Raw genomic sequence first — 25034 nt, forward strand, 5'->3', positions numbered from 1 at the left:
GGCATGGAATTTCTGCAAACCACGCTGGGCCTCAACGAAAGCCTCGCATTTTTCCTCTGGACGCTGGCAAAGATCCTCTGCATCGTCGCGCCGCTGATGGGCGCGGTCGCCTACGCCACGTACGCCGAGCGCAAGGTCATCGGCTACATGCAGATCCGGATCGGTCCGAACCGGGTCGGTCCCCTCGGTCTGCTGCAACCGATCGCCGACGGCGTGAAGCTGCTGCTGAAGGAAATCATCACGCCGTCGGCCGCCAGCAAGGGGCTGTACTTCCTGGCGCCGGTCATGGTGCTGGTGCCGGCGCTGGCCGCCTGGGCGGTCGTGCCGTTTTACCCGGGCTTCGTCGTCGCCGACGTCAACGTCGGCCTGCTGTACGTGATGGCGATCACCTCGATGGGCATCTACGGCGTGATCATCGCCGGCTGGGCGTCGAACTCGAAGTACGCCTTCCTCGGCGGCCTGCGTGCCGCCGCGCAGGTGGTGTCGTACGAACTGGCGATGGGCTTCGCGCTGATCGGCGTGATCATGGTGTCGGGTTCGCTCAACCTCACCGAGATCGTCAACCAGCAGGGGCACGGTATCGGCGGTGGCTCGATCCTGTCGTGGAACCTGATCCCGCTGTTGCCGCTGTTCGTCGTCTACTTCATCTCGGGTGTCGCCGAAACCAACCGCGCGCCGTTCGACGTGGTCGAAGGCGAATCGGAAATCGTTGCCGGTCACATGGTCGAGTACTCGGGCATGAGCTTCGCGCTGTTCTTCCTTGCCGAGTACGCGAACATGTGGCTGATCGCCGCGATGGCGTCGGTGATGTTCCTCGGCGGCTGGCTGTCGCCGTTCCCGGAAAGCTGGCCGATCCTCGGCGCGCCGTCCTTCCTGTGGTGGGTGCTCAAGGTCTTCTTCATGATGTTCCTCTTCCTGTGGTTCCGTGCCACGTTCCCGCGCTATCGCTACGACCAGTTGATGCGCCTGGGCTGGAAGGTGTTCATCCCGGTGACGCTGGTCTGGATCGTAGTGGTCGGCGCGTGGATGCAAACCCCGCTGTCGCTGTGGCAGTAAGCAGGGGATAGACATGGAAAAAATTGCTCATTTCTTCAAGACCTTCCTGCTGGTCGAACTGGTCAAGGGGCTGATGCTCACCGGCCGGCACTTCTTCCAGCGCAAGATCACCGTGCAGTTCCCCGAGGAAAAGACGCCGATGAGTCCGCGTTTCCGCGGTCTGCACGCCCAGCGTCGCTATGCCAACGGCGAAGAGCGCTGCATCGCCTGCAAGCTGTGCGAAGCGGTCTGCCCGGCGATGGCGATCACGATCGAATCGGAGGCGCGCGAGGACGACAAGACCCGTCGCACCACGCGTTACGACATCGACCTGACCAAGTGCATCTTCTGCGGTTTCTGCGAGGAAGCCTGTCCGGTCGATGCGATCGTCGAAACGCACATCCTCGAGTATCACGGCGAGAAGCGCGGCGACCTGTACTACACCAAGCCGATGCTGCTGGCGGTCGGTGACAAGTACGAAGCGCAGATTGCCGCCAACAAGGCGGCAGACGCCAAATACCGTTAACAGGGCCGATACGCTATGACCGAAGTGATTTTCTATGTGTTCGCCGCGATCCTGCTGTTTGCAGGCTTGCGGGTGATCACCGCCAAGAACCCGGTGCACGCGGCGCTGTATCTGGTGCTGTCGTTCTTCAACGGCGCCGTGCTGTGGATGCTGATGCGCGCCGAGTTCCTCGCGGTGTCGCTGATCGTCGTCTACGTCGGCGCGGTGATGGTGCTGTTCCTGTTCGTCGTGATGATGCTCGACATCAACTTCGAGGAGCTGCGCCGCGGCTTCTGGAAGTACGTGCCGGTCGCCGGCACCGTTGCGGTGGTGATGGCCGTCGAGATGGTGCTGATCCTGACGCACCGCGCCGCGCAGATCGAAGGCGCTGCGCTCGTCGACCAGCCTGCCGGCTACAACAACGCCAAGGTGCTCGGCCAGTTGATCTACACCGAGTACTTCCTGCCGTTCCAGCTTGCCGCGGTGCTGCTGCTCGTCGGCATGATCGCCGCGATCGCGCTGACGCTCAGAAAGCGCAAGTCGACCAAGTACCAGAACCCGGCCAAGCAGGTGCAGGTCAAGCGCGACGATCGCCTGAAGATCGTTTCGATGCCGGCCGAAGAACGTCCGAGCGTCGAGGCCCCCAAGGCCGACGACGGTCAGGCCTGAGCGGCAGGAGAGGATTCAAACGTGATCACACTCACCCATTACCTTGTGCTGGCGGCAATCCTGTTTGCGATTTCCGTATTCGGCATCTTCATGAACCGCAAGAACCTGATCGTATTGCTGATGGCGATCGAGCTGATGCTGCTGGCGGTGAACATGAACTTCATCGCCTTCTCGCAGTTCCTCGGTGACGCCGCGGGCCAGGTCTTCGTCTTCTTCATCCTGACCGTGGCGGCGGCCGAATCGGCCATCGGCCTCGCGATCCTCGTCGTGCTGTTCCGCAGCCTGCGCTCGATCGACGTCGAAGACCTCGATAGCCTCAAGGGCTGACCCGATAACAAGATCGACATAACAGGTATTGCCAATGGACATGAAAACGATCTACCTGCTGATTCCGCTCGCGCCGCTGTTCGGCGCGCTGGTGGCAGGTCTCTTCGGCTGGGCGATCAGTCGCCGCGCCGCACACTGCGTGACGATCGGCGGGGTTGCGGTGTCGTTCCTGCTCTCGGCCTTCGTGCTGAAAGGCATCGTGCTGGACGGCGTGCAGCCGTTCAACGGGACGGTCTACACCTGGCTGACGGTCAACGGCGTTGAGTTCAACGTCGGCTTCCTCGTCGACAGCCTGACCGCGATGATGATGTGCGTGGTGACCTTCGTATCGCTGATGGTGCACCTCTATACCATCGGCTACATGCAGGAAGACCCGGGCTACAACCGCTTCTTCAGCTATATCTCGCTGTTCACCTTCTCGATGCTGATGCTGGTGATGGCCAACAACTTCGTCCAGCTGTTCTTCGGCTGGGAAGCGGTGGGCCTGGTGTCGTACCTGCTGATCGGCTTCTGGTTCAAGCGCCCGACCGCGACCTTCGCCAACCTCAAGGCCTTCCTGGTCAACCGCGTCGGCGACTTCGGCTTCCTGCTCGGCATCGGCCTCGTGCTCGCCTACTTCGGCACGCTCGACTACGCCGCGGTGTTCGCGCAAGCGCCGGCACTGAAGGACGCCACCGTGACGCTGTTCCCGGGGGCGACGTGGTCGCTGCTGACGGTGACCTGCATCCTGCTGTTCGTCGGTGCGATGGGCAAGTCGGCGCAGTTCCCGCTGCACGTGTGGCTGCCCGATTCGATGGAAGGCCCGACGCCGATTTCGGCGCTGATCCACGCGGCGACGATGGTCACCGCGGGCATCTTCATGGTCGCGCGCATGTCGCCGATGTTCGAGCTGTCCGATACCGCCCTGAGCTTCATCCTCGTGATCGGTGCGATCACCGCGCTGTTCATGGGTTTCCTCGGCATCATCCAGAACGACATCAAGCGCGTCGTCGCGTACTCGACGCTGTCGCAGCTCGGCTACATGACCGTGGCGCTCGGCGCATCGGCGTACTCGGTTGCCGTGTTCCACCTGATGACGCACGCCTTCTTCAAGGCGCTGCTGTTCCTCGGCGCGGGTTCGGTGATCATGGGCATGCACCACGACCAGGACATCCGCAACATGGGCGGCCTGCGCAAGTACATGCCGATCACCTGGATCACCTCGCTGCTGGGCTCGCTGGCGCTGATCGGTACGCCGCTGTTCTCGGGCTTCTACTCGAAGGACTCGATCATCGAGGCCGTTGCCGAGTCGCACCTGCCAGGGGCTGGCTTCGCCTATTTCGCCGTCCTCGCCGGCGTGTTCATCACCGCGTTCTACTCGTTCCGGATGTACTTCCTCGTGTTCCACGGCAAGGAGCGCTGGATGCAGAACCACGACGCGCACCAGCACCATGACGACCACGATGACGAAGAAGCAACCGCCGACCATCACCACGGTCTGGGTCCGCACGACAAGCCGCACGAGTCGCCGTGGGTCGTGACGCTGCCGCTGGTGCTGCTGGCGATTCCGTCGGTGCTGATCGGCTACTTCGCGATCGAGCCGATGCTGTACGGCAACTTCTTCGACGGCGTGATCTTCGTCGACCACGAAGCGCACCCGGCGATGGCAGGGCTCAAGGAAGCGTTCCACGGCCCGATCGCCATGGCGCTGCACGCGCTGCAGACGCCGGTGCTGTGGCTGGCGATTGCCGGCGTGGTGCTGCCGTACGTGTTCTACATGATGGTGCCGGCGATTCCGGCCGCGATCGACCGCTTCTTCACCGCGATCGGCGTGCGCAAGCTGCTCGAAGAGAAGTACTACATGGACCACCTGTACATCAACGGCTTCGCCGCCTTCGGCCGCGTGCTCGGTACGGTGTTCTGGAAGGTCGGCGACGTGCTGCTGATCGACGGCCTGATGGTCAACGGTACGGCCAAGGTGGTCGGCTTCTTCTCCAGGGTCACTCGCCGTCTGCAGACCGGTTACATCTACCACTATGCGTTCGCGATGATTCTCGGCGCGCTGGTGCTGATGACCTGGTGGCTCGGTGGCGTGCTGGTCAGCCAGTAAGCTCGGTTTGAATTGATAACAAGTAGGTAAACTATGACGGGTAATCTTCTGAGCCTGACGATCTGGGTGCCGATCGTCGCCGGCCTCGTCGTGCTCGCTACCGGGGGAGACCGCAATGCCAACGCCGCGCGCTGGCTTGCCGTCCTCGGTGCACTGGCCGGCTTCCTGGTGTCGGTGCCGCTCTACACCGGTTTCGACACGCTGAACGGCGGCATGCAGTTCGTCGAATCGACGCCGTGGATCTCGACGTTCAACATCAACTACGCGCTCGGTGTCGACGGGCTGTCGGTGCTGTTCGTCATCCTCAACAGCTTCACGACCCTGATGGTCGTGATCGCTGGCTGGCAGGTGATCCAGAGCCGCGTCGGGCAGTACATGGCCGCGTTCCTGATCATGTCGGGCCTGATCAACGGCGCCTTCGCGGCGACCGATGCGATCCTGTTCTACGTGTTCTTCGAAGCGATGCTGATTCCGATGTACCTGGTGATCGGCGTCTGGGGCGGCCCGAACCGGATCTACGCCTCGGTCAAGTTCTTCCTGTACACGCTGCTCGGTTCGCTGCTGACACTGGTTGCCTTCGTCTACCTGTACAACCAGTCCGGCGGCAGCTTCGTCATCGCCGACTACCAGCGCCTGCCGCTGGGCATGGGCGCGCAACTGCTGCTGCTGATCGCGTTCTTCTTCGCCTTCGCGGTCAAGGTGCCGATGTGGCCTGTGCACACCTGGTTGCCGGATGCCCACGTCGAGGCGCCGACCGGCGGCTCGATGGTGCTGGCCGCGATTACGCTGAAACTCGGTGCCTACGGCTTCCTGCGGTTCGCATTGCCGATCGCACCGGATGCCTCGCGCGAATACGCCTGGGTCTTCATCGTGTTCTCGCTGATCGCGGTGGTCTACATCGGCCTCGTTGCGCTGGTCCAGACCGACATGAAGAAGCTGGTCGCGTACTCGTCGATCTCGCACATGGGTTTCGTCACGCTCGGCTTCTTCATGTTCGCCGGCGGCACGCAACTGAACCCGTACGCGGTCGAGGGTGCCATCGTCCAGATGGTCAGCCACGGCTTCGTTTCGGCTGCGATGTTCTTCTGCATCGGCGTGATGTACGACCGCGTGCACAGCCGCAAGATCGCCGACTACGGCGGCGTCGCCAACAAGATGCCGATCTTCGCGTCGTTCATGATGCTGTTCGCGATGGCCAACTCGGGCCTGCCGGGTACGTCGGGCTTCGTCGGCGAGTTCATGGTCATCCTCGGCGCCGTGCAGGTGAACTTCTGGTACGCATTCGCGGCCGCGACGACGCTGATTTTCGGCGCCGGCTACACGCTGTGGATGTACAAGCGCGTGATCTTCGGCGATGTCGCCAACGATCATGTGGCCGAGCTGCAGGACGTGAACAAGCGCGAATTCCTCGTTCTGGCGGTGCTCGCCATTGCCGTGCTCGGCATGGGCCTGTATCCGAAGCCTTTCGTCGACGTGATGCATGTGTCGGTCAACGACCTGATCTGGCACGTCTCGCAGTCCAAGCTCCAATAAAGAGTCACCGATGAATACCATGACCTGGTCCAGTCTCAACGCTGGCGTAGCGACCCCGGAGATCTTCCTGCTCTGTGCGACCTGCGCCATCCTGCTGATCGATGTTTTCCTCAGCGACGCCAAGCGCCACATCAGCTACATGCTGACGCTGGCCGCGCTGGTCGCAACCGGCTGCCTGCTGGTGACCGGCTATTCGAACCTGCCGCAACTTGCCTTCAACGACATGTTCGTTGCCGACCCGCTGGCCTCGCTCGCCAAGCTCGGCATGGTCATCGGCGTGATCCTGGTGCTCGTTTACGGCCGTGGTTACGCGGCGGTGCGCGGCCTGTTCCGCGGCGAGCTGTTCACGCTGACGCTGTGTGCGCTGCTCGGGATGATGGTGATGGCCTCGGCCGTCAACTTCCTCGTGCTCTATGTCGGCCTCGAACTGCTGTCGCTGTCGCTGTATGCGCTGGTGGCCATGCAGCGCGAATCGAGCCGGGCGACCGAAGCCGCGATGAAGTACTTCATCCTCGGCGCGCTCGCCTCTGGCCTGCTGCTGTACGGCATGTCGATGGTCTATGGCGCGACGCAGAGCCTTGACGTCTTCGTCATCGCGCAGAAGATCGCCAGCGACGAAGCAAACCGCCTGCTGACCGTGTTCGGTATCGTCTTCATCGTCACCGGCATCGGCTTCAAGCTCGGCGCCGTACCGTTCCACATGTGGGCGCCGGACGTCTACGACGGTGCGCCGACGCTGATCTCGCAACTGATCGGCTCGGCGCCGAAGCTCGCCGCCTTCGCCTTCATCATGCGCATCCTCGCGCAGGCGCTCGAAGGTTTTGCCTTCGACTGGCGCTCGATGCTGATGGTGCTGGCCGTGCTGTCGCTGGTGATCGGCAACGTCACCGCGATCGCGCAGGTCAACATCAAGCGGATGCTCGCCTACTCGACGATCTCGCACATGGGCTTTCTGCTGCTGGGCATCATGGCGGCGACGCCCGGTGGCTACGCGGCCGCGTTCTTTTACGCGATGACCTACATGCTCACCGCCGCCGCAGGCTTCGGCATCATCATGCTGCTGTCGCGCGAAGGCTTCGAAGCCGACCAGATCGCCGACTTCCGCGGCCTGAACAAGCGCAGCCCGTGGTTCGCCGCGATGACGCTGATCGTGATGTTCTCGATGGCCGGCATCCCGGTGTTCGTCGGCTTCTTCGCCAAGCTCGCGATCATCCAGGCGCTGGTCAGTCTCGGCCTCGTCTGGCTTGCGGTGATTGCGGTGCTGATGTCGGTGATCGGCGCGTTCTACTACCTGCGTGTCGTCAAGGTCATGTACTTCGAAGACCCGACCGATACCGCGCCGGTGGCCGCCGGTACCGATGCCAAGCTGGTGCTGTCGCTCAACTGCCTGCTGCTGCTGGTGCTGGGCCTGATGCCCGAGCGCCTGCTCTCGGCGCTGGGTGCCGCAATCCAGTTCTCGCTGCACGCCGGCCTGTAAATGCTGGAAGTGATCCTTCTGGGCACATTGGCGGCGCTGGCCGCCAATGTGCCTTTTGTTTCCGGGCGCCTGTTCGGCGTGCTGCGTGTGGCCGACAAGCATTTCGGCTGGCAACTGCTCGAGTGGGCCGTGTATTACCTCGTGGTCGGCGGCGTGGCCTGGCTGCTCGAGTCGCGTCTGGCGACGCCGCATACGCAGAACTGGCCGTTCTACGTCACGACGCTGGCGATGTTCGCGGTCCTCGCCTGGCCGGGCTTCGTCTGGCGCTTCTTCTGGCGCAAGCCCGGCCTGTAAGCGGATGGGGCAAAGACCTTGCCGAATCAACGATTTATCGACTTGGTCATGAAATTTCTGCAGGAAAGACTTGCGGAACCCCAATCACAACGCTAATATGCAGTCCTTCGTTAGGCACGTAGCTCAGCTGGTTAGAGCACCACCTTGACATGGTGGGGGTCGTTGGTTCGAGTCCAATCGTGCCTACCAACGAATTTGGAGATTGAATCATGTCGCGAACTCGCACTACTATCCAATATTGAGCGGATAGCCGTGCTGGCAGAATGATTTGATCGAATGAAAAAAGTGCGGCCTGGCCGCACTTTTTTTTTGTCCTCATTTTTCGTTAACGACCCGTTCCGGTCCAGTTCAAAGGCGCTCACCATGCCCGTCGTCACGCTTCCTGATGGTTCCCAACGCCAGTTCGATGCGCCGCTGCGCGTGCACGATGTCGCTGCCAGCATCGGTGCCGGTCTGGCCCGTGCAGCGCTGGCCGGCAAGGTCGACGGCCAGTTGGTCGACACCAGCTATCTGATCGACCGCGACGTGCAGCTGGCCATCGTCACCGATCGCGATGCCGATGGCTTGGACATCATCCGCCACTCGACCGCCCACTTGCTGGCGTATGCGGTGAAGGCGCTCTTCCCCGATGCGCAGGTGACGATCGGACCGGTGATCGACGACGGTTTCTACTACGACTTCAGCTACAAGCGGCCGTTCACGCCCGAGGATCTGGCGCTGATCGAGAAGAAGATGACCGAGCTCGCGAAGAAGGATTTGCCGGTCGAGCGCTACGAGTTGAGCCGTGACGAGGCGGTCGCCTACTTCAAGAGCATTGGCGAGGCGTACAAGGCCGAGATCATCGAGAGCATTCCAGCCGACCAGGTGCTGAGCCTGTATCGCGAAGGCGAGTTCACCGACCTGTGCCGTGGCCCGCACGTGCCGTCGACGGGCAAGCTCAAGGTGTTCAAGCTGATGAAGGTCGCCGGCGCCTACTGGCGTGGCGACTCGAAGAACGAGATGCTGACCCGCGTCTACGGCACCGCCTGGAGCAAGAAGGAAGATCTCGAGGCCTACCTGCACCGGCTCGAAGAGGCCGAAAAGCGCGACCACCGCAAGATCGGCAAGGCACTGGACCTGTTCCACCTGCAGGACGAGGCGCCGGGCATGGTGTTCTGGCATCCGAAAGGCTGGTCGCTGTGGCAGTCGATCGAGCAGTACATGCGCCGCAAGCTGAACCAGCACGGCTATCAGGAAATCCGCACGCCGATGGTGATGGACCGGACGCTGTGGGAGAAATCCGGCCATTGGGGCAACTACCGCGACAATATGTTCACGACCGAGTCGGAAAAGCGCGACTATGCGGTCAAGCCGATGAACTGCCCGGGGCATATCCAGGTGTTCAACCAGGGCTTGCGTTCCTATCGCGACCTGCCGCTGCGCTACGCCGAGTTCGGCTCCTGCCACCGCAACGAGCCCTCGGGTTCGCTGCACGGCATCATGCGTGTGCGCGGCTTCGTCCAGGACGATGCGCACATCTTCTGTACTGAAGAACAGGTGCAGGTCGAGGCGGCCAAGTTCATCGACCTCCTGAAGGAGGTTTACGCCGACTTTGGCTTCGACGAGATTCTCGTCAAGCTGTCGACCCGTCCGGAAAAGCGCATCGGCACCGAAGAGGCCTGGGATCGCGCCGAGGCGGCACTGGCCGCTGCGCTCGAATCCAAGGGGCTGTCATTCGACTACCTGCCGGGCGAGGGCGCGTTCTACGGCCCGAAGATCGAATTCACGCTCAAGGACTGCCTGGGCCGGCTGTGGCAGTGCGGTACGCTGCAGATCGATCCGAACCTGCCGGAGCGCCTCGGCGCCGAGTATGTCGGCGAGGACAACGCCAAGCACCGGCCGATCATGCTGCACCGCGCGGTACTCGGTTCGCTCGAGCGCTTCATCGGTATCCTGATTGAAAACCACGCCGGCGCGTTCCCGTTCTGGCTGGCGCCGACGCAGTTCGTCGTGATGAATATTTCCGAATCGCAGCGCGAATATGCCGAATCGGTCGCCAGGGCGCTGGCTCAGCGCGGCTTCCGCGGTGAAGCCGACTTGAGAAACGAGAAAATAACCTATAAAATCCGCGAACATAGCTTGCAGCGCCTTCCCTACCAGCTCATCGTGGGCGACAAGGAGAAGGAAGCAGGCTTGGTGGCCGTGCGCAGCCGCAGTGGCGAGGATCTCGGGCAAGTGACGCTGGAAGCGCTGGTTGAGCGCTTCAACGGCGAACTGCTCTGAGCTGATTCCTCCGAGACGCACGGTTTTTCTTTTTCCGGATTTGGAGAACTGCAATAGCTGCGCAAGACAAAGAACCGCGGATCAACGGTGAAATCACCGGCCGCGAAGTGCGACTGCAAGGGGCCGAGGGCGAACAGCTCGGCATCGTGAGCCTGTTCCAGGCGATGTCTATGGCCGAGGAGGCCGAGCTCGATCTGGTCGAAATCGCCCCGAATGCGCAGCCGCCGGTTTGCCGCCTGATGGACTACGGCAAGTTCAAGTTCCAAGAGTCGAAAAAGAAGGCTGCCGCCAAGGCGAAGCAGAAGCAGATCCAGGTCAAGGAAGTCAAGTTCCGCCCGGGGACCGACGAGAACGATTATCAGGTCAAGCTGCGCAATCTGGTCCGCTTCCTCGAGGAAGGTGACAAGGCCAAGATCACGCTGCGTTTCCGCGGTCGTGAAATGGCCCACCAGGAAATCGGTCTGGCGCAGCTCAAGCGCGTCGAGGCCGATCTGGGCGAACTGGCCGTCGTCGAGCAGTTTCCGCGACTCGAAGGCCGGCAGATGGTGATGATGCTCGCGCCGAAGAAGAAGTAAGCGCCAGCAACACAGAATAACGGCGTGGCGACAGCCGCCGTCGAGTTCCGGAAACGGAATCGCTGTCGCAACAAAAGCGGGGTGGCGGGCTTTAAGTCTCGAAAGAGCGCCTGTTGCCTGATCCAACACAACTTGGAGTGCATACCCATGCCCAAGATGAAGACCAAGAGCAGCGCCAAGAAGCGCTTCAAGGTTCTTGGCGGTGGCGGCGTCAAGCGCAGCCACGCGTTCAAGCGCCACATCCTTACCAAGAAAACCACCAAAAACAAGCGCCAGCTGCGCGGCACCTCGATGGTCGATGCGACCAACATGGGCCACGTACGTGCGATGTTGCCCTACGCGTAACTAAAGGAGAAGAAACATGCCTCGCGTTAAACGTGGTGTAACCGCCCGCGCTCGTCACAAGAAGATCCTGAATCTGGCGAAGGGCTATCGCGGCCGTCGCAAGAACGTATACCGCATTGCCAAGCAAGCGGTTATGAAGGCTGGCCAATACGCTTACCGTGACCGTCGTCAAAGGAAGCGTCAGTTCCGTCAGCTGTGGATCACCCGTATCAATGCAGCAGCACGCGAATGCGGTCTGGCCTACAGCCGCTTCATGAACGGTCTGAAGAAGGCCGGCATCGAAGTGGACCGCAAGGTGCTGGCTGACCTCGCCGTGTTCGACAAGCCGGCTTTTGCCAAGTTTGTCGAGCAAGCCAAGGCTGGCCTCGCTGCCTGATCGGCAAGTGCTTGAAAAGGGAGGCTTTCCGGCCTCCCTTTTTTATTCCCGCTGCCGACCGGCATTGCGGGTTTTCCAGTAACGAGACCCGATTCCCGAGTGATTGCCGCCGATCCTTCGTGAATCGTTTTTCCTGACCCATCCGGGACCCGACCATGGTTGCGAACGTACAAACCCTTCTCGAGGAAGGTCTGGCCGCACTGGCCGCGACGAGCGATGCGCAAGAGCTCGAAAACGCCAAGGCGCGTTACATCGGCAAGGAAGGTGCGATCACCGCGCTGCTGCGCCAGCTCGGTGCCTTGCCACCGGAAGAAAAGAAAACCTTCGGCGCGACCGTCAACCAGGCCAAGCAGGCTTTCGAGGCCGCACTGCAGGCGCGTCGCGATGCGCTTGCCGCGGACAAGCTCGCGCGCCAGCTTGCCGCCGAAGCGCTCGACGTCAGCTTGCCGGGTCGCGGCCTGCCGTCCGGCGGCCTGCACCCGGTGACGCTGGTCCAGCAGCGCATCGAGGCGCTGTTCCGCTCGATCGGCTTCGACGTCGCCGACGGCCCGGAGATCGAGAACGATTTCCACAATTTCGAAGCGCTGAACATTCCGAAGGACCATCCGGCACGGGCGATGGCCGACACGTTCTACATCGAGAGCGATGCCGGTGGCGAGCCGCTGGTGCTGCGCACGCACACCAGTCCGATCCAGGTCCGCTACATGCTGAACAACCAGCCGCCGATCAAGATCGTCGCGCCGGGCCGCGTGTACCGGGTCGATTCCGACGCGACGCACTCGCCGATGTTCCACCAGATGGAAGGACTGTGGGTTGACGAGGGCGTGTCGTTTGCCGACCTTAAGAGCGTGATCGTCGATTTCCTGCGCCGCTTCTTCGAGCGCGACGACCTGCAGGTGCGTTTCCGCCCGTCGTTCTTTCCGTTCACCGAACCGTCGGCCGAGATCGACGTGCTGGGCGAGCGCGGCTGGCTCGAGGTCGGCGGTTGCGGCATGGTCCACCCGAACGTGCTGAAGAATGTCGGCATCGACCCGGAAAAGTACACCGGTTTCGCCTTCGGCATCGGTCTCGACCGCTTTGCGATGCTGTATTACGGCGTCAACGACCTGCGCCTGTTCTTCGAGAACGACCTGTCGTTCCTCGGCCAGTTCGACTAAGCCGCCTTACCCCCGAATTCCCTTTCCCATGCCTGAATGCGGTCGTCGCGCTGCGACGGCTGCACCTTGGAGCCAAGCGATGAAATTTTCCGAACAATGGCTGCGCAGCTGGGTCGACCCCCGGCTCAATTCCGAGCAGCTGGCCCACCTGCTGACGATGGCCGGCCTCGAGGTCGAAGAAAACGAAGCCGCGGCGCCGGCCTTCGACAACGTTTTCGTTGCCGAGGTGCTGTCGATTGCCAAGCACCCGGACGCCGACCGCCTGAACGTCTGCAGCGTCAACGTCGGCGAAGCCGAGCCGATCACCATCGTCTGCGGCGCACCGAACGTCGCCGCAGGCCAGAAAGTGCCGTGCGCGCGCATCGGTGCGAACCTGCCCGGTGACTTCAAGATCAAGCGCGCCAAGGTCCGTGGTGTCGAATCGTCCGGCATGCTGTGCTCGGGCGACGAACTCGGCATTCCCGATGGTGTCGACGGCCTGCTGCTGTTGCCGGCCGATGCGCCGGTCGGCATGCCGATCCGCGACTACCTGCAGCTCGACGACCGGCTGCTGACGCTCAAGCTCACGCCGAACCGTGCCGACTGCCTGTCGATCAAGGGCATCGCCCGCGAAGTCGCCGCGCTGACCGGCGCCGAAGCGAAGCCGGTCGCGCCGCAGGCGGTCGCTCCGGCGATCGACGACGCACGCACCGTGTCGCTGAACGCCGCCGATGCCTGCCCGCGCTACATCGGCCGCGTGCTGCGCAACGTCGACACCGAGGCCGCGACGCCGGACTGGATGAAGCAGCGGCTGGCTCGCTCGGGGCTGCGTTCGATCTCGGCCGTGGTCGACGTGACCAATTACGTGCTGCTCGAACTGGGCCAGCCGATGCATGCCTTCGATCTGGCGAAGATCGCCGGCGGCGTGCAGGCGCGCTTTGCCAAGCCGGGCGAAAAGCTCACGCTGCTGAACGAGAAGGAAATCGCGCTCGACGCCGACATGCTCGTCATCGCCGACGACAGCAAAGCGCTGGCGCTGGCCGGCATCATGGGCGGGCTCGAGTCGTCGGTGGGCGACGGGACGCGCGACCTGTTCCTCGAGTCGGCTTACTTCGCCCCAGCGGTCATCGCCGGCAAGGCGCGGCGGCTCGGTTTCGGCTCGGACAGCTCGCACCGCTTCGAGCGCGGCGTCGACTTCGGCGCCTGCCGCGAGGCACTCGAGCGTGCGACACAGCTCATTCTGGACATCTGCGGTGGCCAGGCCGGCCCGGCGACCGAGGCTGTCGCCGCACTGCCGGCCCGCCCGCCGGTCACGCTGCGCGTCTCGCGCGTCGCCAAGGTGCTCGGCGTTTGCCTGAGCGCGGACGAGATCGTCGCCATCCTGGGCCGGATCGGCCTGGCGGCCGCGCTGTCCGGCGACGCGATCACCGTGACGCCGCCGAGCTTCCGCTTCGATATCGAAATCGAGGAAGACCTGATCGAGGAAGTGGCCCGCGTTTACGGTTATGAAAACGTGCCGGTTGCCGCATCGAACGCCAAGCTCGCGATGCTGCCGCTGCCGGGCGATGCGCGCGGCAGGATGGCGCTGAAGCAGTTGCTGGTTGCCCGCGACTACCGCGAAGCGATCAACTACGCCTTCGTCGAGGCAAAGTGGGAAGCCGACTTCGCCGGCAACACCAGCCCGGTGAAGCTGATCAACCCGATCGCCAGCCAGATGAGCGTGATGCGCTCGACGCTGATCGGCGGCCTGGTCGCCGGCCTGAAGCACAACCTGAACCGCAAGCAGGAGCGCGTGCGCCTGTTCGAAGTCGCGCGGGTGTTCAACGGCGTTGCCGCCGACGTCCAGCCTGAGCGCATCGCCGCGCTGGCGTGGGGTGCGCGTGCGCCCGAACAGTGGGGCGCCGGCAAGGATAAGGTCGATTTCTTCGACATCAAGGCCGATGTCGAGGCGCTGATCGCGCCGCGCATCGCCGAATTCCGCCGCGCCAGCCATCCGGCGCTGCATCCGGGCCGCGCGGCCGAGGTGGTGCTCGACGGCGTGGTGATCGGCGTCGTCGGCGAGCTGCACCCGCAGTGGGTGCAGGCGTACGAACTCGGCCAGGCACCGGTGCTGTTCGAGCTCGACGTTGCCGCGCTGCTGTCGGTGAGCCGGATCAAGGCCGAGCCGGTATCGAAGTTCCAGCCGGTCCGCCGCGATCTCGCACTCGTCGTCGACGAAGCGGTGTCGGTTGCCCAGTTGCAGGCGGCGTTCGCGACCGTGAAAAACCCGCTGGTGACCGACGTTGCGCTGTTCGACGTCTACCGTGGCAAGGGCGTCGACGAAGGGAAAAAGAGCCTTGCTTTCAAGGTGTTGATCCAAGATACTCGGAAAACTTTGACCGATGAAGAGGTCGATGCCGCCGTGAATCAGCTGCTGCGCAAGGCAGAAACGTGCGGCGCGATGTTGAGGGCGTAATGCAGTACGGAACCACCACAATGACGCTGACCAAGGCCGACCTTGCCGACTTGCTGTTCGACAAGGTGGGCCTCAACAAGCGCGAAGCAAAAGACATGGTCGAGGCGTTTTTCGAAGAGATCCGCCTTTCTCTGGCCGATGGCGACGTCGTGAAGCTGTCCGGCTTCGGCAACTTCCAGCTGCGCGACAAGCCGCAGCGCCCCGGGCGCAACCCCAAGACCGGGGAAGAGATCCCGATTTCCGCCCGCCGGGTGGTGACCTTTCACGCCAGCCAGAAGCTCAAGGGCTTAGTCGAACTCCACTATGCAAAGCACCAGCAACGTCGTTCCGACCAATGAGTTGCCGCCGATCCCGGCCAAGCGCTACTTCACCATCGGCGAAGTCAGCGAGCTGTGCGGCGTCAAGCCGCACGTGCTGCGCTATTGGGAGCAGGAGTTCACCCAGCTCAAGCCGGTAAAGCGGCGTGGCAACCGGCGCTACTACCAGCATCACGAAGTGCTGCTGGTGAGGCGGATCCGCTCGCTCCTGTACGAGCAGGGCTTCACCATCAGCGGCGCGCGCAACCAGCTCGCGCACCTGGGCGAGGGCGCGGCCGGCAGCAGCGAGGTCACGGCATCGGTGCGCCAGGAACTGCAGGACCTGCTTGATTGGCTCAGGCTCTAGCTGTGAAGGTTCAATAGGTTGTTTCGGGTGTTCACCCGGAGAAGTTCTGCGAGACTGGAAATCGCCAACCCCCCAGTCACAGAACAAGACACCGGATGAACACACATAAGAATGCCCGACTGACGTATCTGCGTCGCCTGGAAATGGTTCAGGACATCACCGAGCATGGTTTGTCGACCGCGGCGGCGGCGGCACGCCATGGCGTAAGCGCGGTCACCACCCGCAAGTGGCTGGGCCGCTATCTGGTCGGCGGCGCGGCTGCCTTGCTCGACAAATCCTCGCGTCCCGAGCGCTCGCCACGTGCCATTGCGCCCAGCGTTGCCCTGACGATCATCGAATTGCGTCGCAAGCTGTTCCTGCAGGCTCGCATCGCAAGCTATATCGGCGTGTCCAAAGCAACCGTCAGTCGCGTGCTGCGACACGCAGGGCTATCGCGGTTAAGCGACCTGCAGCCCGCAGAGCCTGTGCAGCGCTACGAGCGCGAAACGCCCGGCGAACTGCTGCACGTCGACATCAAGAAGCTCGCCCGCTTCGAGCAGGTCGGCCATCGCATCACCGGCGATCGTCGCCAGAACAGCCGAAACAGCGGCTGGGAATATCTGTTCGTGGCGATCGACGACCATAGTCGCATCGCCTTCACCCGACTCTACCCCGACGAGCGCCGCGCCAGCGCCATCGACTTCCTGCGTGCGGCCAACGACTACTTCAAAACGCTGGGCGTACCGCTCCAGCGCCTGATCACCGATAACGGGCCCGCCTTCCGCTCCCATGACTTCGGCCGCGTTTGCGTTGAACTGGGCATTAAGCAGAGGTTCACCCGCGCCTACCGACCGCAAACCAACGGCAAGGCCGAGCGCTTCATCCAGTCCGCGCTGCGCGAATGGGCCTACGGCCAAACCTATCAACACTCGGATGAGCGCGGCGCAGTCCTGAGGTATTGGAATCATTATTACAACTGGCACCGTCCGCATCACGGCATCGGCTGCCACGTGCCCATGTCCCGTCTCTCAGCAACGAAAAACAACGTCTTGACTCTTCACATCTAGCGCAGTCGGAGCGAAGCCGTTATACTGCCCAGCTCTCGGAATGTAGCGCAGCCTGGTAGCGCACTTGCATGGGGTGCAAGGGGTCGCGAGTTCGAATCCCGCCATTCCGACCAAAAAAGACAAGGGGTTAGCTTCGGCTAACCCCTTTGTCGTTCCGGCTCGTATTAGAAGAACTTCTAATTTTGCTCATCAAAGTAGCTCATCGATAAGCCCGCATCAGCGGGCTTTTTTGTTGCTGACCGCTTCGCGGTGGAATTCATGGGGGGTGAAGGAGGGGTGACGTCTTTCCACAAGCTCTATCTTAGCGTCGCCCGATAAGTCACCTGTAGTGGTCAACTCATTCCGGACACTGCGTTAAGTGTTGGGTTTCGTCTGATTGGCTTCCAAAACGCAGCTGGCCGCTGTTCCAAGCGCGTGACCTTTTGCGTACCTTGATCACCCAGTCCGTCAATGCGAGCCAGTCATGAGCCACCGCCTGCACAGCAATGCCCGCACCACACCGCTCACCCGCGAGGAAATCCGCCACTCCAGCCTCTCGCAAAGCGAGCTGATGCTGCGCTACAGCGTCGGCAAGGGCACCATCCGCAAATGGCAAACGCGCGACGAATTCACCGATCGTTCGCACCGGCCGCATACCCTGCACACCACACTGTCGCCAGCGCAGGAAGCGCTGGTGCTGATCCTGCGCACCACCTTGCTGCTGCCGCTCGACGACCTGGTCGCGGTGGCCCAGCGCTTCCTCAATCCGAACGCCACCCGATCCGGCATCAACCGGCTGCTGGTGCGCGAAGGCGTCGGCAACCTCAAGGCACTACAGGCCCAACTGCAGCCGGAAGAACCCGCCGCGCCCTCCAAAGGGTTCAAGGACTACGCACCGGGCTACTTCCATTTGGACATCAAGTACTTGCCGCAGATGCCCGACGAAACCTCGCGCAGCTACCTGTTCGTCGCGATCGACCGGGCCACCCGCTGGGTGTTCCTGCACATCTACCCGGATCAGTCCGAAGCCAGCAGCGTCGACTTCCTGCAGCGCCTGTACAAGGCGGCGCCGATAAAGATCGAGAGACTGCTGACCGATAATGGCAGCCAGTTCACCGACCGCTTCACCAGCAAAGCCAAGACCCCGAGCGGACGGCACGTGTTTGATCGCCGTTGTGCAGCCTTGGGGATCGAGCACCGGCTGATCCCGCCGCGCACGCCGCAAATGAACGGTATGGTCGAGCGTTTTAACGGCCGGATCAGCGAGCTGGTGAAACAGACCCGCTTTGCCAGTGCAGCGGAATTGGCCGTCACGTTGAATGACTACCGGATCGCCTACAACCATCACACCCCGCAAAAAGCGCTGGGCTTCCGGTCACCGGTTGAATCGCTGAAAATGTGGCAGCAAGAGCGGCCGGAATTGTTCAAGAAAAAAGTCTACAAACAGGCGGAACCCGACACCTAACCCGTGAGCCAAGCCGAGGCCATCTGCCGCCTAGCTAGTGGCGGGCCGGAGCTTACAACAGAGGCTCACTCCCATGGACGAAATTCGCTGCGGTCACTGCCGTAAATTATTGGCACGCGGACACTACCTGCACCTGCAGATCAAATGCCCCCGATGCGGGGCGATCAACGATTTGAGGGCCGCGAGCCCCATTGCCAGAGCGCCGGCGAGCGCCACCGATGGAGCTTGAATGCAATCCCGACCGATCATTCCCTGGCTCGGCGGCAAACGCCGCCTGGCCGACCGCCTCTTGGCGCTGTTCCCGCCGCACGACTGCTATGTCGAGCCGTTTGCCGGCGGTGCCGCGCTGTTCTTCCTGCGGCCGGTACCGGCCAGAACCGAAGTGCTCAACGACGTGAACGGTGAACTGGTGAACCTGTACCGGGTGGTGCAGCACCACCTCGAAGAGTTCGTCCGCCAGTTCAAATGGGCGCTGACCAGCCGCAAGGTGTTCGAATGGCAACAGCTCACCGACACCCGCACGCTGACCGACATCCAGCGCGCCGCACGCTTCTACTACCTGCAGCAGTATGCCTTCGGCGGCCGGGTGCAGGGGCAGAGCTTCGGCACCGCGACCACCGCACCACCGATCAACCTGTGCCGGATCGAAGAGAACCTCAGCGCCGCGCACCTGCGGCTCTCCGGCGTCTACATCGAACACGGCTCGTGGTATGACGTCATGAGCCGCTACGACCGGGCGCACACGCTGTTCTACTGCGGCTTCTGGATGGAACGGCTCAACCTCAAGTATTCGGTCGGCCGGGCTCAGGACGGTGTCGAGCGGGCCGCATTTGGCGAGCTGGTGATCGCCAACTGGGATGCCGGTTCAAACGGCGGGCTGTTCTAGGTCGCGGGGAAGGGCGAGCTCCTGCTCGAAATTCTCCCGCGCCGCCACCGCCAAGCGGAACGCCTGTTCATCGCCATACTTACGCACGGCGAAGCTGCGCGTGCGTATTGGCGTGATGCCCTCCGGGGTGCGCGCCTGCCAGACCTGATGCTTGGCCAGCCGGCCATTGCGCACGCGCTTGCTCGTCTGCAGGTACACGCCGGTGCGACCCGAGCTGTTATTGCGCCGATGCTTCCGGACTTGGTCGAGCTTGCTGTACGGCGGGTGCTCGGCCAGGACCTGAGCCCGCCACTGCTGCGCGGCGGCGAGGGCCGGTGCCTCGCCGCCGTGCAGGTGGTGATAGAAGCGCTTCTGGCGGGTCTTGCCTTGCCGTTTCAGTAGCACGCGCCAAAACGGTTTGCCGTCTCGTTCAAGCGCAGCGATGAGAAATAATGGGGCGAGTTGCATGGGCGGTGCGGTGGCCTGTCACGTAGCAGAACCGGCGCTAGTCCTGATTCTCATCCCAATACCAGATCGTTGCGCCGTAGGTCGAGCCGGGGAAGTCGGGCATGATCTCGCCTCGCTCGAAAGCGCGACGGGAATCCTCCTTGGCGGGTGTTGCCCAATAGCCAGACCGAGGACATGGCCGCTCGGACTCGCAACGCTGTTCCGCATCGGTTAGCTCAGCCAAGACTGCCGGCTCAGCTTCCAGGTCGTCAAAGCGAGCGTACCATTCTAGGGTATTCCGTTTGGTAAAGCCTTCGGCATCGTCCATGCAGGTATGCAATTGATCTGGATTGACCACTCGAATCGGCTTGAGCACGCGATTGACCGCGACATACGCTGGCGGATGACCGCGCTCCGGTCCACCGACGTCAGGGAGTAGGCCGGCTTGAATAATCAGGCGGCCGTTAGCGGTTTTTTCCACGCGGACATCCGGTAGCGCCAATTGCCGGCACAATTCAGTTTCCCCGTCCGCTTGTTCAATGAAACTCGGCCCTAGAAGAGTCAGCCAGTTGACGCCTTTGATGCCGTCTTTCAGTTCGCTTTTATCCAGATGCGGGGCAGAATCGACCATCAGTCCGCTGAAACGCTGTGCAATCTGGAATTCATACGGCTGATATTGGTGCCGATCGAAAGGCAGCTCGCACGCCAAGCCGGCGTAGCCGTGCTCAATATCCAGCTCTTCGCACAAATAGCGCACCCAGTCCAAAAACTGCTGTTCGCCGGCCTCTTCCTGCAGCATTTGCCATGGCAGCTTGATTTTGAGGTAAGACAGCACGCCGTAGGGATCACTTTCTGCATTGGCCGTTAGCGTGCTGATGCAGTATTCCGGCGCGATTTCACCATTTTTATGGCTTTGCAGCGTCCATTCGATCGTCATGCCTTCGGCTGTGTTGGCTTCCAGTTTTTTGCGTGCAATGGCAATGCTGTCTTTGCGCAGACTCGAAAAGCGGCTTGAATAGCTATGCAATTGCCCCGTCAAGTGTTGGCCAAACTCGGCATTGAACTGATCAAAGCAGGCCAGCACCTTCTGCCCGGTGGCGGGCTGACCACCGTTGCGGAAATAAACGGTACAAATCAGCCCCAACCTTGCCACGGTCTGGCCATCCGGCAGGATGCCGTCGATAAAGTTGGCCCGGTTGGCGATCGCGGCGTAGGCCATCATGCGTTTTTGTTCTTGAGCATCCATCAAACATCATTCCTTGTTGCGTGATTCAGGCGGCAGCTAGCGTGCCGCCACCCAGCATGACGGCGACTGCAGCCCATGCGGCAGCGCCCATTTCCACCAAAGCAGCCAGCGCGGCTACTAGCCAACCGCCTAGTACAAAAACCACGACGACGCCGGCGATCACTGCAGCGATCACAAGTAATCCCTTGCCGATATCCATCAGCACCTGCGTCCAGTCGATCTGCCGCAACGTCTTCAGCGTCAGATCGGTAAGGCGCTGGATTTCCGCCCATGCGGCCTTCAGCTGCGCAGCGGTCCAGGTGGCAAGGCGTTGGCCCTGTTCGTTGACAAAATGCCAGGCTTGGCCGGACTTGCTCTGAATCCAATGCCCGGCGCTGAACAGCCAGGGCGCGTGCTGCAGCAACTGTGCATGTACTTGCTGAGAGAGATGGTGGGCGCCTTGACGTACCTTGTCTCCCAACGCTTCTGCTTGCTGCGCGAGGCTGTGCGCGATGTTCCATGCATCATCAAGCCATGGTTCGTAAAACACAGGAGAAGGCAAAGGTGTGGGGCCGTATATAGGCACACGGCGGTTCTCGCCGCGAGGAATGCCATCACCTCTGGGAGCCAGGACCGGCACGGATTTGGGTACTGTCCGCGGCTGCCGCTGCTTCTCGTTCGGCGGGATGACGTGCAAAACCGTAAAGCGGTCCGCGCCACCGGCGATTTGCTTGTACGCAGTTTCCTGGTCTCTCTGCAAACTATCCCCCGGAAACTTGACCTCGACCACTCGACGCAGATTGTCGCCGTGGGCGACACCATTGTGGTCGGTAGTCGCCCGCCCCGGCCAGCGGACTGCCTTACTTTTGACGATGATGAGATCGGGGCGGCGCAGGTAGTTCTTTCGCATTCCCTTGGGAAACGGCGTCAGTGAATGGCGGCGGTTGGAGTCTTTCCCGCTGCTGCTACTGAGAAATGGCCTTGGTGTGCCTTTATCATCAAAAGGCATATCAAAACTGACCTCGGCCTTGTAGTACCACAGGAACTCATGCAGCCATTCGTCGGCAATGATCAGCCCGCTCATCACTGCCTGCCGCGCATTGATCGTGATGCGCTTGCCGGTTTTGGTGACGCCGGTGCGAACACTTGGCGTCTTGACTGCGGTATCCGCCTTGGGGGTGAGGTACAGCTTGTTGCTCGGTGCAGGCAGCTTCGCGTACTGCTTGTCTTCCTCCAGCCGAGTCATGCCGTTGCCAACCGGCTTCTGGGTTAGTGTTCCCATGGTCCTTATCCTTGCTGTTCGCTGTTGTCGTCACGCATTTCCAGCGTCAAGTCCAGCGTGCCGCCGCCCGCCAGATGCAGCGTTTCCGCTGGCACTGGTTTAGCTTCAAAGACGTCAAGCCGAGTCGATTCTGGTTGCGTGCTGATGGCAGGTAAGGTCCAGCCGTCCTTGTCGGTAAAGCCGCTGATGGTTCGGCCAGCGCCTTGCTGCAACACGTATGCGGTATTGACCAGCGGCAGCCCACTGACCTGGTCAGAGAGGTGATAGCGCGCACTGTAGGTCTGCTGGAACTTAGGTAAAGGAAGATTCATATTCGTGGGGCCGTCAAAGCTGTGACTTGCGCCCTTCACATCGATCTTGCCCGGTGCATGAATCTCGATATTCCCACCCTTCAGCCGGATATAAGCACCGCCCGCCGTTAGCAGGATTTCCTGACCGGCGTTGACGACAATTTTCTGATTGGCGGTTTTGGCCAGGTCTTTCGCCGCGTTGATATCGATGCTGTCGCTCTGCGCCTGGACCTGCACCTTGCCCTTGGCCGCAATCAGCTTCAGCGCAATCTGATCCTTCGCCCCGGCAACGAACAGGCTGATGTGCTCGCCGACGTTGTGAATCCAGCGTCTTCCCGAGGTTTGCTGGGTATCGCGCTGGGCGATCAGGTCGAGGTTGCTGCCGGCGGTGATGGCCTGGCTTTGCGGGGTGGTCTGGGCGAGGCCGGCAGGGGCGCTGACGACGATCAGCGGCTGCTGGCCGGCTTGGTCGCCTTTACCGTCTTTTGCGGTGTTCGTACCGTCGGCCCAGCTCTTCAAGGCTTCCTTCAGGTGGTGCAGGTGGCCTTGCCGGGTCTTGCCGGCCTTGGCGTTGTCCTTGATGGTTTCGGGGCCGGTTTCGACGGTGTCGGCGAGCTGGTGGGTGGCGACGTCGCCGAGGCTGCTGGCGAGTTCGAACGCGGCGTCGAGCTGGGATTGCGCTTGATTGCGATCGAGCTGGTTGCCGCCGGCACCGTTGGCGGCTTCGGTGCTGATCAGCAGGCCTTGGCCAGCGCGGATCGCGCCGTGCCGGTCGGTGCGGAGTTCGAAGCCTTCGCCGCGCGGTGTGCCCTTGCCGTCGCTGCGCGGGTGGATCAGGAAGCCCTGGTTGAGCTGGGTCTTGCCGTGCTCGCTGGAGAGCTTGGTGCGGACTTCGCCCTGCGTGTCGTCGAACAGCAGTTCGCCGTATGACCCGCCACCGTGCTCCTTGGTCTTGATGCCGGAGAGGGTCTTGTTGGCCGGCAGGCTGCCGGCACCGCTGAAGGCCGGCACCGGGTGGCTGCCGTTGTAGACGACGCCGGTGACCAGCGGCCGGTCGATGTCGCCTTCGAGGAAGTCGACCAGTACTTCCTGACCGACCCGGGGAATGAACTGGTGACCCCAGCCGGCACCGGCCGAGGGCATGGCAACGCGCAGCCAGCAGGAGGACTTGTCGTCGAGGCTGGCGCCGTACTCGGGGTGTTCCTGAGTCCGTTGCCAGTGGAACTGCACCTTGATGCGGCCGAGCTCGTCGGTGTGGACTTCGCCGGCCGAGTTTGAGTCGGCGGAACCGCCTTGGGGGCCGACGACGGTGGCAGTCTGCACGCCGCGGCTGGTCGGTTTGCTGTATGGCTGGTAGTCCGGCGTCAGCGGGATGCCGCGGCGCTGGGCGTCGAAGTCGGTGCGGAACGGCGCGTCGTTGGCCGGGTTGGTCGTTTCTGCCGGGCTGCCCAGCACGGCTTTGGACAGCTGGCTGACCAGATCGCCCGGCAGGTTGTTGCGCGCCTGCACCCGTTGGCGGGTGATGGTGAATTGCCGGTCTTCCGGGGCGTCGAAGTCGTGCGCCGGGTGGTTGTCGAGCTGGAACCATTCGCCGACGTTGAACTGCCGGACCGTGCCTTCGCCGCTGAACTGCTTGCTGAGCCTGTCGTTGGCCTGCTGGCGCAACTGGGCATAGCGGCCCAAATCCTCACCGTCACTACCGTAATACAGCGTCTGCGGATCGTAGTCTTCGAGACTCTGGCTGGCCTGCCGGCCACCATCGCCGTGGTCGACCGCGCTGTCGTCGTCGGCCGTCGAGGTGCTGACCGGCTTGTAGTCGAAGCTGGCCAGACTGACCTTGCTGGTGCCGAGCTGGCGCTTCGAATCCCAGCCGGTGATTGTATCGGCTTCCTCGGTCGCATCGGCGCGGTGGAAACGCACTTTGGCTTGGGCTGCCGCATCGAGCTGGTACGGATCGTCGAAGCCGATCAGCGTCGTGACCGGAACTTCACCGCCGGCAAAGGCAAAGCGATAGGCAATGCCTTCCTCGGCCAGCAGCCGCTGAACGAAGTCGAGATCGGATTCTCGATACTGCAGGCAATATGACCGGGGCGGATAGGCCTTGCTCAGGTCGAACTGCAGCGCAAAGCTAGCTGCCAGCAGCGGATTGCGTTCCTGGTGCTCGGCAACGACGGCCTTGACGATGTCGGGAACCGAAAGCGACTGGAACACCCGGCTGGTCCTGCGATGCCGCAGCAACGCCAGTGGCGGTTCGATCGTCAGGCCATAACGGGCAAAACCACCGTCCGAACCCAGCGACTTCACCTTGGTCACGACGCCGGTCAGTACCTGCTCGCTGTCGTCGGCGGTGTGGATGTCGACCTCGACGGCCAACCCGAGCAGCGACTTCAGCTCCAGCCCGGCATCGGCCGACAGACATTCCAGCGTGTAAAGGTAGGGCTTGCTCAGTGCCGCTTCGCCCTCGAGCACATGCGGCAGCAGCGTCTCCGGCACCGGGCCGCGTCCCTCGGCGAAGTGCAGCGACAGCAAGCGCTGGTCCTGGTTGAACGCGGCGGCGAATGACGCGAGCAGGCTGGAGAGGTCCATCGGGACGGATCGCGGGTAGGGGGAAGCTCGCGATTATCAAAACTTCATGACTATCAGTCAATTAAACTGTAATTTCGAGAAAGACACAGCCTATTATTTAGTAAGAAA

The 25034-nt window shown here is 62.2% G+C and carries 24 protein-coding genes and 2 tRNA genes; 22 read left to right on the plus strand and 4 right to left on the minus strand.

The window, feature by feature from the left end:
• Positions 1–3 precede the first annotated feature (3 nt).
• From nuoH to BJP62_RS15885, 22 genes are all read left to right on the plus strand, one after another.
• Positions 4–1056, plus strand: a complete 1053-nt coding sequence (gene nuoH, locus BJP62_RS15785; protein WP_070531153.1) for an NADH-quinone oxidoreductase subunit NuoH — start codon at positions 4–6, stop codon at positions 1054–1056.
• A gap of 13 nt (positions 1057–1069) precedes the next feature.
• Positions 1070–1561: an NADH-quinone oxidoreductase subunit NuoI gene (nuoI, locus tag BJP62_RS15790; RefSeq protein WP_070531155.1), complete on the plus strand. Its 492-nt coding sequence runs from the start codon at positions 1070–1072 to the stop codon at positions 1559–1561.
• A gap of 15 nt (positions 1562–1576) precedes the next feature.
• Complete coding sequence (locus tag BJP62_RS15795; protein WP_070531157.1) at positions 1577–2209, plus strand: NADH-quinone oxidoreductase subunit J; 633 nt, start codon at positions 1577–1579, stop codon at positions 2207–2209.
• 21 nt (positions 2210–2230) lie between these two features.
• The gene (gene nuoK, locus BJP62_RS15800) at positions 2231–2536 is read left to right on the plus strand and encodes an NADH-quinone oxidoreductase subunit NuoK (protein ID WP_070531159.1); all 306 of its coding nucleotides are present in this window, start codon (positions 2231–2233) and stop codon (positions 2534–2536) included.
• Between the two features lie 34 nt (positions 2537–2570).
• Positions 2571–4625 carry an NADH-quinone oxidoreductase subunit L gene (gene nuoL / locus BJP62_RS15805; RefSeq protein WP_070531160.1) on the plus strand — a complete coding sequence of 685 codons (2055 nt, stop codon included), beginning with the start codon at positions 2571–2573 and terminating at the stop codon, positions 4623–4625.
• 33 nt (positions 4626–4658) lie between these two features.
• Positions 4659–6158 carry an NADH-quinone oxidoreductase subunit M gene (locus BJP62_RS15810; RefSeq protein ID WP_070531164.1) on the plus strand — a complete coding sequence of 500 codons (1500 nt, stop codon included), beginning with the start codon at positions 4659–4661 and terminating at the stop codon, positions 6156–6158.
• Between the two features lie 19 nt (positions 6159–6177).
• Entirely contained in the window at positions 6178–7635 is a 1458-nt protein-coding gene (gene nuoN, locus BJP62_RS15815; protein ID WP_070532833.1) for an NADH-quinone oxidoreductase subunit NuoN, read from the plus strand.
• Positions 7636–7929 (plus strand): DUF2818 family protein, encoded by a 294-nt coding sequence (locus BJP62_RS15820; protein ID WP_070531165.1) that lies wholly within the window; start codon positions 7636–7638, stop codon positions 7927–7929.
• Positions 7930–8041: 112 nt separating this feature from the next.
• A tRNA-Val gene (locus BJP62_RS15825) sits at positions 8042–8118 on the plus strand.
• A gap of 174 nt (positions 8119–8292) precedes the next feature.
• Positions 8293–10191, plus strand: a complete 1899-nt coding sequence (gene thrS, locus BJP62_RS15830; RefSeq protein ID WP_070531167.1) for a threonine--tRNA ligase — start codon at positions 8293–8295, stop codon at positions 10189–10191.
• A gap of 53 nt (positions 10192–10244) precedes the next feature.
• Positions 10245–10766 (plus strand): translation initiation factor IF-3, encoded by a 522-nt coding sequence (infC, locus tag BJP62_RS15835; protein ID WP_145927232.1) that lies wholly within the window; start codon positions 10245–10247, stop codon positions 10764–10766.
• Positions 10767–10913: 147 nt separating this feature from the next.
• A complete protein-coding gene (gene rpmI / locus BJP62_RS15840) occupies positions 10914–11111 on the plus strand; it encodes a 50S ribosomal protein L35 (protein WP_018748785.1) in 198 nt (65 codons plus the stop codon).
• 16 nt (positions 11112–11127) lie between these two features.
• A complete protein-coding gene (rplT, locus tag BJP62_RS15845) occupies positions 11128–11487 on the plus strand; it encodes a 50S ribosomal protein L20 (RefSeq protein ID WP_070531169.1) in 360 nt (119 codons plus the stop codon).
• Positions 11488–11642: 155 nt separating this feature from the next.
• The gene (pheS, locus tag BJP62_RS15850) at positions 11643–12644 is read left to right on the plus strand and encodes a phenylalanine--tRNA ligase subunit alpha (RefSeq protein WP_070531171.1); all 1002 of its coding nucleotides are present in this window, start codon (positions 11643–11645) and stop codon (positions 12642–12644) included.
• A 79-nt stretch (positions 12645–12723) separates the two neighbouring features.
• A complete protein-coding gene (gene pheT / locus BJP62_RS15855; protein ID WP_070531174.1) occupies positions 12724–15078 on the plus strand; it encodes a phenylalanine--tRNA ligase subunit beta in 2355 nt (784 codons plus the stop codon).
• Positions 15079–15098: 20 nt separating this feature from the next.
• Positions 15099–15416 (plus strand): integration host factor subunit alpha, encoded by a 318-nt coding sequence (locus tag BJP62_RS15860; protein ID WP_070531176.1) that lies wholly within the window; start codon positions 15099–15101, stop codon positions 15414–15416.
• Complete coding sequence (locus BJP62_RS15865; RefSeq protein ID WP_070531178.1) at positions 15382–15741, plus strand: MerR family transcriptional regulator; 360 nt, start codon at positions 15382–15384, stop codon at positions 15739–15741. Before BJP62_RS15860 ends, BJP62_RS15865 begins: the two co-directional genes overlap by 35 nt.
• Before the next feature lie 95 nt (positions 15742–15836).
• Positions 15837–16787, plus strand: a complete 951-nt coding sequence (locus tag BJP62_RS15870; protein ID WP_070529791.1) for an IS481 family transposase — start codon at positions 15837–15839, stop codon at positions 16785–16787.
• 36 nt (positions 16788–16823) lie between these two features.
• Positions 16824–16900, plus strand: a tRNA-Pro gene (locus BJP62_RS15875).
• A gap of 350 nt (positions 16901–17250) precedes the next feature.
• Positions 17251–18231 (plus strand): IS481 family transposase, encoded by a 981-nt coding sequence (locus tag BJP62_RS15880; protein ID WP_070531180.1) that lies wholly within the window; start codon positions 17251–17253, stop codon positions 18229–18231.
• A gap of 73 nt (positions 18232–18304) precedes the next feature.
• Positions 18305–18460 (plus strand): Com family DNA-binding transcriptional regulator, encoded by a 156-nt coding sequence (locus BJP62_RS18165; protein ID WP_083300963.1) that lies wholly within the window; start codon positions 18305–18307, stop codon positions 18458–18460.
• On the plus strand, positions 18461–19117 hold the full coding sequence (locus BJP62_RS15885; protein ID WP_070531182.1) for a DNA adenine methylase: 657 nt from the start codon (positions 18461–18463) through the stop codon (positions 19115–19117).
• On the opposite strand, the gene BJP62_RS15890 is transcribed toward BJP62_RS15885, so the two are convergent.
• Genes BJP62_RS15890 through BJP62_RS15905 form a run of 4 tightly spaced genes read right to left on the minus strand, consistent with a single transcriptional unit; the run spans position 19097 to position 24926 of the window.
• The gene (locus BJP62_RS15890; RefSeq protein ID WP_083300964.1) at positions 19097–19564 is read right to left on the minus strand and encodes an AP2 domain-containing protein; all 468 of its coding nucleotides are present in this window, start codon (positions 19562–19564) and stop codon (positions 19097–19099) included. The two genes, BJP62_RS15885 and BJP62_RS15890, sit on opposite strands and share 21 nt — an antisense overlap.
• Before the next feature lie 37 nt (positions 19565–19601).
• Entirely contained in the window at positions 19602–20789 is a 1188-nt protein-coding gene (locus BJP62_RS15895; RefSeq protein WP_083300965.1) for a type VI immunity family protein, read from the minus strand.
• 25 nt (positions 20790–20814) lie between these two features.
• Positions 20815–22050: a VRR-NUC domain-containing protein gene (locus BJP62_RS15900; protein ID WP_070531186.1), complete on the minus strand. Its 1236-nt coding sequence runs from the start codon at positions 22048–22050 to the stop codon at positions 20815–20817.
• 5 nt (positions 22051–22055) lie between these two features.
• Positions 22056–24926: a type VI secretion system Vgr family protein gene (locus BJP62_RS15905; RefSeq protein ID WP_070531188.1), complete on the minus strand. Its 2871-nt coding sequence runs from the start codon at positions 24924–24926 to the stop codon at positions 22056–22058.
• Between the last annotated feature and the right edge of the window lie 108 nt (positions 24927–25034).

Origin of the sequence: Jeongeupia sp. USM3 (assembly GCF_001808185.1) — a bacterium.
Classification (GTDB): domain Bacteria; phylum Pseudomonadota; class Gammaproteobacteria; order Burkholderiales; family Chitinibacteraceae; genus Jeongeupia.